The 12010-nt window shown below is 71.9% G+C and carries 11 protein-coding genes; 6 read left to right on the top strand and 5 right to left on the bottom strand.

The annotated features are described in order from the left end of the window. The first annotated feature begins 35 nt into the window (after positions 1 to 35). Positions 36 to 518, top strand: coding sequence for a GNAT family N-acetyltransferase (locus tag AC3A57_RS22615; RefSeq protein WP_487580956.1), 483 nt, complete (start codon positions 36 to 38; stop codon positions 516 to 518). A 219-nt stretch (positions 519 to 737) separates the two neighbouring features. On the opposite strand, the gene AC3A57_RS22610 is transcribed toward AC3A57_RS22615, so the two are convergent. After that, on the bottom strand, positions 738 to 1658 hold the full coding sequence (locus tag AC3A57_RS22610) for a hypothetical protein (protein WP_487580955.1): 921 nt from the start codon (positions 1656 to 1658) through the stop codon (positions 738 to 740). 114 nt (positions 1659 to 1772) lie between these two features. On the opposite strand from AC3A57_RS22610, the gene AC3A57_RS22605 reads away from it, so the two are divergent. Then, positions 1773 to 3050 carry an acetyl-CoA C-acetyltransferase gene (locus tag AC3A57_RS22605; protein ID WP_487580954.1) on the top strand — a complete coding sequence of 426 codons (1278 nt, stop codon included), beginning with the start codon at positions 1773 to 1775 and terminating at the stop codon, positions 3048 to 3050. Between the two features lie 353 nt (positions 3051 to 3403). Here AC3A57_RS22605 and AC3A57_RS22600 read toward each other — a convergent pair whose 3' ends face one another. Then, entirely contained in the window at positions 3404 to 4858 is a 1455-nt protein-coding gene (locus AC3A57_RS22600) for a sulfatase family protein (RefSeq protein WP_487580953.1), read from the bottom strand. A 227-nt stretch (positions 4859 to 5085) separates the two neighbouring features. Here AC3A57_RS22600 and AC3A57_RS22595 point away from each other — a divergent pair, with 227 nt between their 5' ends. Next, positions 5086 to 5808 carry a hypothetical protein gene (locus tag AC3A57_RS22595; protein ID WP_487580952.1) on the top strand — a complete coding sequence of 241 codons (723 nt, stop codon included), beginning with the start codon at positions 5086 to 5088 and terminating at the stop codon, positions 5806 to 5808. Between the two features lie 346 nt (positions 5809 to 6154). Continuing rightward, positions 6155 to 7732 carry a CocE/NonD family hydrolase gene (locus AC3A57_RS22590; RefSeq protein WP_487580951.1) on the top strand — a complete coding sequence of 526 codons (1578 nt, stop codon included), beginning with the start codon at positions 6155 to 6157 and terminating at the stop codon, positions 7730 to 7732. Positions 7733 to 7807: 75 nt separating this feature from the next. On the opposite strand, the gene AC3A57_RS22585 is transcribed toward AC3A57_RS22590, so the two are convergent. From AC3A57_RS22585 to AC3A57_RS22575, 3 genes are all read right to left on the bottom strand, one after another. Then, positions 7808 to 9058, bottom strand: coding sequence for a heme biosynthesis HemY N-terminal domain-containing protein (locus AC3A57_RS22585; protein WP_487580950.1), 1251 nt, complete (start codon positions 9056 to 9058; stop codon positions 7808 to 7810). Positions 9059 to 9098: 40 nt separating this feature from the next. Then, positions 9099 to 10094 (bottom strand): uroporphyrinogen-III C-methyltransferase, encoded by a 996-nt coding sequence (locus AC3A57_RS22580; RefSeq protein ID WP_487580949.1) that lies wholly within the window; start codon positions 10092 to 10094, stop codon positions 9099 to 9101. Positions 10095 to 10159: 65 nt separating this feature from the next. Next, complete coding sequence (locus AC3A57_RS22575) at positions 10160 to 10927, bottom strand: uroporphyrinogen-III synthase (RefSeq protein WP_487580948.1); 768 nt, start codon at positions 10925 to 10927, stop codon at positions 10160 to 10162. A gap of 87 nt (positions 10928 to 11014) precedes the next feature. On the opposite strand from AC3A57_RS22575, the gene AC3A57_RS22570 reads away from it, so the two are divergent. After that, on the top strand, positions 11015 to 11473 hold the full coding sequence (locus AC3A57_RS22570) for a YiiD C-terminal domain-containing protein (protein WP_487580947.1): 459 nt from the start codon (positions 11015 to 11017) through the stop codon (positions 11471 to 11473). A gap of 49 nt (positions 11474 to 11522) precedes the next feature. After that, on the top strand, positions 11523 to 11954 hold the full coding sequence (locus AC3A57_RS22565; RefSeq protein WP_487580946.1) for a hypothetical protein: 432 nt from the start codon (positions 11523 to 11525) through the stop codon (positions 11952 to 11954). The last annotated feature ends 56 nt before the right edge of the window (positions 11955 to 12010 follow it).

Below are 12010 nucleotides of genomic sequence, written 5' to 3'. Positions count from 1 at the left end.
CGCTATGTTGAGCACACCGTTCTGAGCCTGCCGCCATGAGCCGATTGCGCATTCGCGACGCCGTCGCCGCCGACCGCGACCTGATCGCCGACTGGATGGTCGCGATGGCCTGGGAAACCGAGCACAAGCGGCTCGACCCGCCGACCGTGCAGGCCGGCGTCGGCGCCGGCTTGGCCGATCCGGCCAAGGCGCGCTACTTCGTCGCCATGCGCGAGGCCGAAGTCGCCGGCCGCGAGACCATCGCGGTACCGGCCGGCACCCTGATGCTGACCCGCGAGTGGAGCGACTGGCGCAACGGCGACTGGTGGTGGATCCAGAGCGTGTACGTGGCCGAGGAGCACCGCCGCCAGGGCGTATACCAGGCCTTGCACCGCCACGTCGCGGCCTTGGCCCAGGCCACTCCCGGGGTGGTCGGCCTGCGCCTGTACGTCGAACGCGGCAATGCCGCGGCGCAGCGCACCTACCGGGCGATGGGCATGGACGACGCCGGCTACGACATCTACGAGCAGCACACCTAAGCGCTCGCCGGAGCCGCGGCGTTGCTTCCTGTAGGAGCGGCGTGAGCCGCGACAACCGATGCGATGCAATACCACGCATCCTGCCGAAGACCGTCGCTCCATCGCGTAGCGAACAAAACCGCCGCAGGTCCGGGCTTCGGCTACGGCGCTCGCGTACGTCGCTGCGGTTGTCGCGGCTTACGCCGCTCCTACAGGAGGGTGTGCTTCAGGAGGGCGTGCTTACAGCGCCTCGCGCTCGGCCGGGCCGTCGCAGTGGACGAAGGTGACCGGGACGGCGTGGGCGCCGAGCACGGCCGAGATCTGGCGCAGGCGCGCTTCGAAATGCTGGTAGCGGCGGTTGAGTGCTTGCCGGCATTGCTCGGTGTCGCACGGCGCCTCGGGCGCGTAGCGGGCGTGCCAGGCGGCCGGGGAGAACAGGGCGATGCGCGCCTCGCCTTCGCTGTAATGCACCAGCGGCTCCGGCGGCGCGTCCAGCCACTCCTCGCCTTCCGGCGCCAGCAGGGCGGTTTCCAGCACCGGCCACAGCGGGCCCAGGCCGGCGTGTTCGTACTGCATCGCCATCATCGCGGCCAGGTCGTGCACGGTCAGGTAGCGCGCGTGCTCGACCTGCAGGCCGAACGCGGCCTGCGCGGCCAGGGCCGTGTCGGCGCCGGCCATGCCGCGCTCGAGCAGGTGGCTTTCCAGCAGGTCGCCGACCCGGGCCACGCGCTCGGCGTCGCCGCCGAGCAGGAACGGCACCAGCCGCAGCGGGCCGCCGGCGTAGTCGGGCGAGGGCGCCAGCGCGCCCGGCAACTGGGCGTCGTGGGCGCCGAAGGCGATCACCCGACCGGCCTGCGCGTCGGCGAGGCGCTCGCGCGGCGCGTTCGCGGCCAACTGGTCGAGTTCGCGGTGCAGCGGCCAGCCCGGACGCAGCAGTTCGACCGGGTCGTAATGGGCGCCGACCGTGATCAGGTCCAGCCCGGCGGCCTCGGCGGCGAAGCCGGCCAGGTCGCGCGCGATCTTCTCCGCCAGGGCCCCGGCGTCCTGGCGCGGCAGGGCCGCGCGGTCGACCGCCGCGTCGCCGCGGAGTTCCAGGGCGAGGGCGCCGAGGACGTGCAGGGGCGCGGATCGACCGCTGGCGGAAGGGCTGGCAGGGCTCATGGTCACCGAGGATACGCTGGCGTTTGGTGGAGCGCGTGTGCGGCGCTACACTGAGCCCCATTATGCCCGCTCCGCCACGGCGGGCTGTCCCGAATCCCCCCGCGAGGTGTGCCGATGCGTCCAAACCGTCCCGTCGCCGTGCTCGGTGGCGTGCGTATTCCGTTTTGCCGCCAGAACACGGCCTATGCGGACGTGGGCAACCTGGGCATGTCGGTCCGCACCCTCGGCGCGCTGGTCGAGAAATTCGGCCTGCACGGGCAGCAGCTGGGCGAAGTCGCGATGGGCGCGGTGATCAAGCACAGCAACGACTGGAACCTCGGCCGCGAGGCCGCGCTGTCCTCCGGCCTGTCGCCGCTGACCCCGGGCATCACTCTGCAGCGCGCCTGCGGCACCTCGCTGGATTCGATCATCACCATCGCCAACAAGATCGCGGTGGGCCAGATCGAGGCCGGCATCGGCGGCGGCTCGGACACCACCTCCGACGTGCCGATCGTGTACGGCAAGCAGCTGCGCCGGCGCCTGCTCGAAGCGGCGCGGGCCAAGACCACCAAGGACAAGCTGGCCGCGTTCAAGGGCTTCCACCTGCGCGAGCTCAAGCCCGAGTTCCCCGGCGTGGCCGAGCCGCGCACCGGCAAGAGCATGGGCGACCACTGCGAGGACATGGCCAAGCAGTGGAACATCTCGCGCGATTCGCAGGACGAGTGGGCGCTGTCCTCGCACCAGAAGCTGGCCGCGGCTTACGAGCGCGGCTTCTTCGACGACCTGGTGGTGAGTTTCCGCGGCGTCTCGCGCGACAACATCCTGCGTCCGGACAGTTCGCTGGAGAAGCTGGCGACGCTGAAGCCGGCGTTCGACAAGACCTCCGGCCGCGGCACCCTGACCGCGGCCAACTCGACCCCGCTGACCGACGGCGCCGCGGCCTGCCTGCTGGCCTCGGACGAATGGGCCCAGGCCCATGGCCACGAGGTGCTGTGCTATCTGCGCGACGCGCAGGTCTCGGCGGTCGATTTCGTCCACGGCGAAGGCCTGCTGATGGCGCCGACCGTGGCCGTGCCGGAGATGCTCAAGCGCCAGGGCCTGAGCCTGCAGGACTTCGACTTCTACGAGATCCACGAGGCCTTCGCCGCGCAGGTGCTGTGCACGCTGCGCGCCTGGGAGAGCGAGGACTACTGCAAGAACCGGCTCGGCCTGGACGCGCCGCTGGGCCGGATCGACCCGGCCAAGATCAACCCGAACGGTTCCTCGCTGGCGGCCGGCCATCCCTTCGCCGCGACCGGCGCGCGCATCGTCGCCACCGCGGCCAAGGAACTGAAGCAGCGCGGCGGCGGCCGCTGCCTGATCTCGATCTGCACCGCCGGCGGCATGGGCGTGGTGGCGATTTTGGAGCGTTGAGCCACGGACCACCGGTTTCGCGCCGGATCGATCGCGCAACGCCCCGCCATCGCGGGGCGTTTTCGTATCCATCGCGATGGCCCCGCCCCCTGTAGGAGCGGCGTGAGCCGCGACCGCCGAAGCGGTGCAATACCACGCAGGGGCCAAAGCCGTTGACCTGCATGCGAACGGCGAAGCGCCGCATATCCGTGCTTCGGCGGGCGACGCTTGCGCACCTCGCTGCGGTTGTCGCGGCTCACGCCGCTCCTACAGCTGGGGTTTGGCTTCGCTCGATGACGAAGGCTCAGGGGTCTTCTGCGCGCCCCTAGGTCGCGGCTTACGCCGCTCCTACAGGCGGTCGCCTCGGCGACGCGCTACGCCGGCCCGCCGCGGCTGCGCCCGGGCACGTAGCTCGGCGGCCAGTTCGCCGGCAGCGTGCCCTTGGCCTGCATCTGCGCGACCAGGGCCTGTTCCAGCAGCGACTGCTGCGCGCGGTACGCCGGATCGCCGGCCAGGTTGCGGTCCTGCTGCGGGTCTTGGCGGTGGTCGTACAGCTCCCAGTCGCCGCCCTGGTCCGGCTGGTTTTCCGGCGGCAGGTAGACCGCATAGGTCCATCGCTCGCTGCGGATCGCGCGGATCGTGCTCGGGCCGTCGCCGCCGATGTCGTCGTAGGTGAAATGCACCTCGTCCTGCACCGAAGCCTCGGGATCGGCCAGCACCGGGCTCAGGTCGCGCCCGACCAGGTCGGGGAACTGCTCGGCGACGCCGAGCAGGGCGGCCAGGGTCGGCAGCAGGTCGACCGAACTGGCCAGGGCCTGGCTGCGCTGCGGCCGCGGCCAGGCGACCGGGTTGGAGAACAGCAACGGCACGTGCAAGGCCTCGTCGTAGGCGTTGACGAATTTCTCCACCAGCCCGTGCGAGAGGCCGAGCTCGCCGTGGTCGGCGAAGCGCACGATCAGGGTGTTGTCGAGCTGCTCGCGGCTCATCGCGTCGAGCAACTGCAGGATCTGCGAATCCACGTATTCCAGCAGATAGGCGTAGAAGTCGACGAAGTCCTGTTGCTGCGCGCCGGCCGCCGCCATCGCGCTCCAGGCGTAGCTGGCCTGCGCGCGCGGCTTGCCGGCCAGGTTTTCGTTGGCGTTGTCCGGCAGCGGCGCGCCGCTGGCGCCGTAGACGCAGGCATCGTAGTAAGTCGCGGCCAGGTCGAGAAAGCCCAGGTGCGAGTCGTGCGGATTGACCAGCGACACCACCAGGCAATACGGCGAGGGCGGCGGCGCGGCGAGGAACTTCAGCGCGTCGGCCAGATAGCGCTGGTCGTTCTGGTTCGGCGCCCCCGGCGAGGGTGGGGCGCTGGCCAGGGTGCCGCCGCCCAGGTAAGTCGGGCCCAGGCTGAGCCCGGCGTCGTTCGGGTCCCAGTCGGAAAAGCCCCAGCGGCTCAAATCGTTCGGGCTCCGGCCGGGCTCGTTGCCGCCGAGCAGATGCCACTTGCCGATCCAGTAGCAGCCGTAGCCGGCGGCCTGGGCGACCGTGGCCAGGTTCGGCAGCACGTCGGGCAGGGGCAGCGAATCGGCGCCGGTGGTGGTGCAGCCGGTGACCGCGGGGTACTGGCTGGTGAGGAAGGTGGCCCGGCTCGGCGTGCACATGCAGGCGCCGGTGTAGGCGCGTTCGAAGCTCAGGCCGTTGCCGCTCAGGCGCCGCATCGCCTTGAGCCGGGCGCCCAGCTCGGCGCGGTACGGCGCCGGCCACTGCGCCAGGCTGCGTTCCTGGTCGGTGATGATGAGCAACAGGTTCGGCTGCGCGCCGTAGCGGAACAGATCGCTCAGGGCCATGGGGGCATCGCCTCGGGGAATGTGGGATCAAACGCAGCGGCGCGCGCCAACGGGTCGCCGGCGGGCTGGGGCGGGCCCGGTTTGCGGCAATATGTGCGTGCCGTCACGGCCGGGCGAGGCGCCGTGGGGCGGGCCGCGATGCCGGTCGTCGCCCGACCCCGGTCGGCCCGCTCGCGCGTTTTCTGACCCGTCCACGTCCACTCGCACGACCACGACAAGGAGTCGTCATGTCCCGTCCGTTCGCCCTGTTGTTGCTGGTCCTGGCCGCCGCGCCGGCGCAGGCCCTGACCTTCGCCGACCAGACCCTGGTCTGCCCGATCGACGGCAAGCCTTTCACCAGCCGGGTGATGAGTTCCGGCACCTCGTTCGGGCGCTACTTCGACACCCGCCCGTTCGGCCCGATCGCCGCGCCGGCGCCGCTGCCGGCCTGCCCGGGCAACGGCTTCATCGTGATCGAGCAGCGCGACTACGGCGCCGAGGAACTGGCCAAGCTGCGCGCCTTCGTCGCCTCGGCCGAGTACCGCGGCTGGATCGCCGAAGAAACCCCGTATTACCGCCTCGCCCGGCAGATGGCCTTCGCCGGCGCCAGCGCCGATGCGACCGCCAACGTCTGGCTGCAGGCGACCTGGGAAGCCGGCCCGGAGCGCTATCCGCGCTACGCCGAGCAGGCCCTGCAGGCTTGGCAGCAGCGCGCGCAGCGCCAGGCCGGCAGCGAAGACGGCGTGCATGCGCGGCTGGTGGTCGGCGAACTGCAGCGGCGCCTGGGCCGTTTCGACGCCGCGCGCGCGACGTTCCTGGCCGTGCGCGCCGACCCGGCGCTGGCCGCGCTCGAAGACGTGGAGACCCGCGACTACCTGGGCAAGATCGTCGACGCGCAACTGCAACTGGTCCAGGCGCGCGATCCGAGCAACGCGCGCCTGGACGACGACGGCAAGATCGTCCACTTCTGAGCCAGGCCGCGGCCGCCGAACCGCGCGCCCCGGATCGCCAGGCCGCGGTCGGGTCCGCCGCGCAGGCCAACGCCGCCTGCGCAGCGCGCCGCTTCGGCCTGGGCGCAGCGCCGGCGCACTCGGTCCGTCCTGCCTGAGCGGGGCCGACGCCGTCTTCGGCGGATCGGACAGCACATCCTCGACGCCAGGCCGGACACCGGTTCCGTGACCCGCATCGCGCAGGTTCACGAAAGTCGGTTTCGCAGCCGTTGTAGCGCTTCCATGCGCGATGGTACGGTCGTCCGGCAACACACCATACGCAAACGTATCTATTCGTGCTGGACGGTCCTTGGGAGGGGACGATCTCATGCGCGCAATCCGGTCGTGGCTGTTGTGTCTGTTCCTGTGCGTCGCGGTTTCGCCGGCCTGGGCCGGCGGTTTCACCGGTTCCTACCAGCGCATCGCCGGTTGGGACGGCGCCGAACTCGGCGCCTTCGTGATGGTGCCCAAGGACCAGGGCCCGGGGCCGTTCCCGCTGCTGGTGATGCCGGCCAGCTGGGCGGTGCCGAACCTCGAATACGTCGGCCGCGGCGGCCTGCTCGCCAGCCGCGGCTACGTGGTGGTCAGCTACACCTCGCGCGGGTTCTGGGATTCGCAGGGACTGATCGACATCGCCGGGCCGGGCACGGTGGAGGACGTCAGCGCGGTGATCGACTGGGCGCTGGCGCATACGCCGTCGAACCCGCAGCGGATCGGCGCCAGCGGCATTTCCTACGGCGCCGGAATCAGCCTGCTCGCCGCCGAGCGCGACCCGCGGATCAAGGCGGTGGCCGCGCTCAGCGGCTGGGCCGACCTGGAAGCCTCGCTGTACGCCAACCGCACCGTCAGCAAGCAGGGCACCAGCCTGCTGGTGCTGGCCGGCGCGCTGACCGGCCGGCCCGGACCGGAACTGGCCGGCGCCACCGCCAAGATCGCGCTCGGCGATCACGACGGCGCGGTCGCCGACCTGCTGCCGGTGGTGCCGCAGCGCAGCCCGGCCACCGACGTCGCCGCGCTCAACCGCAACGGCACCGCGGTACTGCTCGCCAACGCCTACAACGACAGCCTGTTTCCGCCGGGCCAGTACATCGATTTCTACGGCCGCCTGACCGGGCCCAAGCAATTGCTGTTCAGTCACGGCGATCACGCCACGGTCGAGGCGCCCGGCGCGCTGGGCCTGCCCAACGACATCTACGATGCGGTCGGGCGTTGGTTCGATCGCCATCTCAAGGGCCTGGACAACGGCGTCGAACGCGAACCGCGGGTGCGGCTGAAATCGCAGGACGGCGATTGGCGCGGCTACGCCGACTGGAACGCGGTGCAAAGCGGCGCGACCGTGTTCGCGCTGACCCGGCCCAGCGGCCTGATCGCGCCGACCGGCGAGCTCAGCGCCGCGCCCAGCACCGGCTGGCGCCACTCGATCCTCACCGGCCTGCCCACCGTCGCCGACTCCGGCATCGCCATGGTCAGCGGCTTCCTGCAATCGCTGCAGGTCGCGCCGCAGGCCTCGATCCCGTTGGTCGCACGCGCCGGCGCGGCGGTCTGGGAGAGCCCGATGCATTGGCTGCCGCGCCAGCTCAGCGGTATGCCGCAGTTGCGCGTCACCGTAACCCCGAGCCAGCCCGACGTCAGCCTGTTCGCCTACCTCTACAGCGTCGACCTGCTCGGCAACGGTTCGCTGCTGAGCCACAAACCGTACTCGTTGCGCGGGGCGACGCCGGGCGTGGCCCAGACCCTGGACCTGCGCCTGGAAGCGACCAGCTGGGACATCCCGGCCGGGCGCCGGCTGGTGCTGGTGATCGACACCGAAGACCCGCGCTACGCCTCGGCCAGCCGCCTCGGCGGCACGGTCAGTTTCAGCTCGCCGGCGGCAAGTCCGTCGACCTTGAGCCTGCCGCTGCGCTGAGCGCATCGCCGGGCCGCGCAAACGAAAACGGCGCCGACCGGCGCCGTTTTCGTTCCTGCCCGTTCGGGTGCGCGCTCACCCGCGCAAGCGCGGCATGCCGAACTCGTCGCGTTCCTCGACCACCGCTTCGTCGAACAGCTTCTGGCGCAGGTCGCGGCCCGGCAGCTCGGTCGCGGTTTCGCCGCGCGCGGCGCGCAGGGCGTTGACGTAGCTGAGCCGGGCGCGGTTCTCGTCGCCGGCCTGGGCGAAGCCGTGGCCGAGTTCTTCCCAGGCCTCGGCGTTCGCGCCCTGGGCCAGGGCGCGGTGCAGATACGCCTCGGCCTGCGGCCATTGGCCCTGGGCGCGGGCGAGGCGGGCGAGGGTCACCAGCAACGCCGGGCTGCCCGGGTGCGCGGCCAGCCAGCGGTCGGCGTGGGCGCGGCGTTCGTCCAGGCGGCCGATCGGCAGGCGTCCGTACAACGCCGCCAGCGATTCGTCCCAGCGCGCGTCCAGAGCCTGCTCCACGCTCTTGGCCGCGGCCTCTTCCCAACGCAGCGCGGCGGCGCGTTCGGCGTAAGCGGCGACCGCGGCCGGCTCGGTCTTGAGCGGCTTGGGCAGGGCTTCCCAGTGGTCGGCCAGGACGTTGGCGTCGGCGGCTTCGCGCAGCGCCGCTTCGGCCCAGGCCGCTTCCAGCCGGTTCAGTTGCTCCGGCGAGTGCACCGCGTGCTGGCGCAGCGCGCCGAGCAGGCCGTAGGCCTCGCCGGCGCGGCCGAGCGCGGCCAGCGCCTGCGCGCGCAGGGCCAGGCCGCGCGGCGGCAGCGGCTGCGCGGCCGGCGCGTCGAGCGCGGCGAGGGCGTCGGCGGGGCGTTGTTCGACGAGCGCGAACTCGGCCACGGTCAAAGCGCGCGCGATCGGGTGATCGACGGCGAGCGCATCCAGGTGCTGCATCTTGGCCGCGGCATCGCCGCGCGCGGCGGCGGCGCGCGCGGCGCCGACTTCGGCCAGCGCGCGCACTTCGGGATTGCGCGCGGCCAGCGCCAGCGATTTCTCGGCGCGGGTCCAGTGACCCTGGTGCAGCGCGTCCAGGCCGTCGAGCAGGCGCGCCCGGGCCTGTTTCTTGCGGTGCCGGCGCATCGCCACGAACGGCAGGCTCAAGGCCTTCCACACCAGCCACAGCGCGAGCAGGCCGCCGATCAGCATCAGCAGCGCCTTGGGCAGGTTGGTCAGGTAGCGGTAGTCGCCGTAGGTGACGACGATCTCGCCCGGGTCCTGCACCAGCAGTTGCGCGACCAACGCACCGACCAGCGCGAGCACGATCCAGAACAGCAGATTGCGGAACAGGTTCATTGCGGCACCTCCTTATCGCGCCGGCGGTCGGGGCGGCCGTTCAGCGGGCCGTGCGCAGCTGGCGCAACTGCTGCAGTGTGGTGCCCAGGGTCGGAACCGAGAGTGAAAGCGGCAGCGCGGCCAGTTCGCGCAACTGCGCGAGCTGGTTGCGCTGCGCCGGCGACGGCGCCGACAGGCGCAGCACCCAGGCTTCGGCGCGCTTGAGCGCGGCGCGGTAACCCTCGACGTCGCGGCGTTCGGCGGCGGCGCGGGCCAGGGTGATTTCCAGTTGCAGCCCGGCCAGCGCGGCGGCGCGGTCGTCGGGGTGGGTGGCGATGCTGCGGTCGCGCGGCTGCACGTCGATCAGCACGCCGAAGGCGCGCTTCCACCACGGTGCGGTGGGCGCCGCGGCCTGCGCCGGCGTCGCCGCCGGCAGGCTCAGGCTCTGCGCCAGCGCGTCGAGCTTGGCCATCGCCTGCACCCGCGGCTCGATGCCCAGCGCCTTGAGCGCGGCCGATTCCTGCAGCAGGGTCTGGCGCAGGCTCAGGTAGGCCGGATCGTCGATGCCGTCGAGCACGCCGCCGGCCAGGGCATAGGCGCGGCGCGCGCCTTCCAGGTCGCCGGCGATCAGCAGGCGCTGCTGGCCCAGGGTCAGCAGCAGCTCGGTCTCGTCCAGGCGCATCGCCTGGGCGCCGTGGCGGTCGGGATCGGCGAGCTTGGACACGCTGTCCTCGATCAGCGCGGCGCGCTGGCCGATGCCGTGCAGTTCGTCGCGCAATACCCGGTTGGTGTTGTCGGCCTGGACCAGGCGGCGGTTGTGCGCGTCCTGGTTGGTGCGCAAGGCGTCCAGGCGCTGGCTCAGCGCGTCCAGGCGCTGGCCGGCGTCGGCTTCGGCGGCGCGCGCTTCGGCCTGGCGGTGTTGCCATTCGCGCCAGCCGAACCAGCCGGCGGCGGCGGCGAGCAACAGCACGACGAGCAGCCAGAACCAGGCGGCGGAGCCGCGGCGCGGCGGGGGAGTCGCGGAAGGGGTGGACACGGTGTCGAGGGGGGAGTTCATGGCTCGGCCATGCTACCGGAAGCGGGCATCAAGACAGCCTTGACGAGGCCTGCCGCGCAAACCGGTCACGGCGCCGGGCGCAGGCCCGGCGCGAGCAATTGTTCCGGCTGCGGGCCGGCGGCGACGGCGACCTCGGCGAAACCCAGTTCGCGCGCCAACTGCGCCAGGCGCGCGCTGGCCGCGCTGACCCGGGCCCGGCGCAGGGCCGCGCCGGCGGCCTCGGGCAACTGCGCGAGCACGCGTTGCAGGGCTTCGCCGCTGGACAGCGCCAGCAGCGTCGGCACGTCCAGCGCGCACAGCCTCCGCGCCTGCGCGGGCGACGGCGCCAGCGCGAGGCGTTCGTAGACATCGGCGCGGATCACCCGCGCGCCGCGCGCGCGCAGCGCCGGTTCGATCAGGCCGCGGCCGCCGGGCGCGGTCAGCAGGGCGAAGTCTTCGCCGTCCAGGTCCTGCAGGTCCGGCAGTTGCAACAGGCCTTCGCTGTCCATTCGCTGCGGCCAACGCACCGGGTCGATGCCGGCGGCGGCCAGCGCTGCGGCGGTGCCGGCGCCGACCGCGTACCAGCGCTGCGTCGCCGGCGCGCGCCAGTCCGGGCGCAGTTGGTGCAGCGCGCGCGCCGCGGCAGGACTGGTCGCCAGCGCCCGTGTCGCGCCGAGCGCGCGGTCGAGCAGCGCGCGCGTGTCGGCGTCGCCGCGGGTGCGCAAGCGCCACGGCGACAAGGCGATCAATCCGCCGCCGTATTGCGCGGCGAGACGACGCAAAGGCGCGTGCTCGCCGCTCGGACGCAGCGAGATCACGTACCATCGCGGCGGTCGACGCGGTGCGCGGCTCATGCGGCCAGCTTGGCACAGCGCAACCGCCCAGGGCAGTGCGACGCTGCCGCGCACGTCCCCCAATCCCCCACCTCCGCTTCGGTTCCGATGACTCACGACGCCGCTTTGCAACGTCTCCACGCGCACTACCAATCGATGCCGCCGGTCGCGGCGATGCGGGTTTCCATCGCCGGCTACGACGGCCGCCGCCTGCGCCTGCATGCGCCGCTGGCCGATCACGTCAACGACAAGGGCTGCGCCTTCGGCGGCAGCCTGGCGTCGATGATGACCCTGGCCTCGTGGGGCGTGGTCTCGCTCGGCATCGAACAGGCCGGCCTGCGCGCCGAGGTGTTCGTCGCCGACAGCCAGATCCGTTACCTCGCGCCGTTGTTCGCCGACCTGGACGTGCACGCCGAACTGGCCGCCGACGCCGACTGGGACAGTTTCCTGGCTACCCTGCGCGAGCGCGGCCGCGCCCGCACCTCGCTGGTCGCGCGCGCGCTGCTGCCGGAGGGCGGGATCGCGACCGAGTTCACGGCGCGCTACGTCGCCATCGCTAAGCCCTGACGCGCCCGGTAGGATGCGCGTCGAACCTCATTCTTGCCGGAGCGCACAGATGCGACCGTTGCTGAAGACCTCATGGGCGGCCCTGGCCCTGCTCGCCTTGCTGAGCCTGGCCGGCTGCCAGACCACCGGCACCCAGAACAACAAGCTGACCGAAGCCCAGTACGCCTACTCGGCGGCGATCCGCTGGGGCGACTTCGAGGGCGCGACCAACATGATCGAGCCCAAGCTGCGCAAGAAGCTGGCGCCGACCCCGTTGCAGCTGGAGCGCTACAAGCAGATCCAGATCTCCGCCTACCACGACGCCGGCAGCGAAGTGGACAAGGAAAAGGGCTCGGCCGCGCGGGTGATCAACATCGGCGTGATCAACCGGCACACCCTGGGCGAGCGCAGCGTGCGTTACGTCGAAGCCTGGACCTGGGACCCGGAAGCCAAGACCTGGTGGCTGATCAGCGGCTTGCCGGATCTGTGGGAAGGGCAGTGACGGCCGGAGGCAGGAAATAGCGGCGAGGAGTGAGCAGCGAGTAAAAGCGCGTTTCC

The sequence above is a fragment of the Lysobacter sp. Soil_C_15 genome (assembly GCF_057657315.1).
This window is presented reverse-complemented; position numbering and strand designations above follow the sequence as displayed.

Excerpts from the sequence above, each read along its gene's own strand:
- AC3A57_RS22585 (WP_487580950.1), bottom strand. The coding sequence starts at position 9,058 with ATGAACCTGTTCCGCAATCTGCTGTTCTGGATCGTGCTCGCGCTGGTC.
- AC3A57_RS22600 (WP_487580953.1), bottom strand. The coding sequence starts at position 4,858 with ATGGCCCTGAGCGATCTGTTCCGCTACGGCGCGCAGCCGAACCTGTTG.
- AC3A57_RS22580 (WP_487580949.1), bottom strand. The coding sequence starts at position 10,094 with ATGAACTCCCCCCTCGACACCGTGTCCACCCCTTCCGCGACTCCCCCG.
- AC3A57_RS22615 (WP_487580956.1), top strand. The coding sequence starts at position 36 with ATGAGCCGATTGCGCATTCGCGACGCCGTCGCCGCCGACCGCGACCTG.
- AC3A57_RS22610 (WP_487580955.1), bottom strand. The coding sequence starts at position 1,658 with ATGAGCCCTGCCAGCCCTTCCGCCAGCGGTCGATCCGCGCCCCTGCAC.
- AC3A57_RS22595 (WP_487580952.1), top strand. The coding sequence starts at position 5,086 with ATGTCCCGTCCGTTCGCCCTGTTGTTGCTGGTCCTGGCCGCCGCGCCG.
- AC3A57_RS22575 (WP_487580948.1), bottom strand. The coding sequence starts at position 10,927 with ATGAGCCGCGCACCGCGTCGACCGCCGCGATGGTACGTGATCTCGCTG.
- AC3A57_RS22605 (WP_487580954.1), top strand. The coding sequence starts at position 1,773 with ATGCGTCCAAACCGTCCCGTCGCCGTGCTCGGTGGCGTGCGTATTCCG.
- AC3A57_RS22570 (WP_487580947.1), top strand. The coding sequence starts at position 11,015 with ATGACTCACGACGCCGCTTTGCAACGTCTCCACGCGCACTACCAATCG.
- AC3A57_RS22565 (WP_487580946.1), top strand. The coding sequence starts at position 11,523 with ATGCGACCGTTGCTGAAGACCTCATGGGCGGCCCTGGCCCTGCTCGCC.
- AC3A57_RS22590 (WP_487580951.1), top strand. The coding sequence starts at position 6,155 with ATGCGCGCAATCCGGTCGTGGCTGTTGTGTCTGTTCCTGTGCGTCGCG.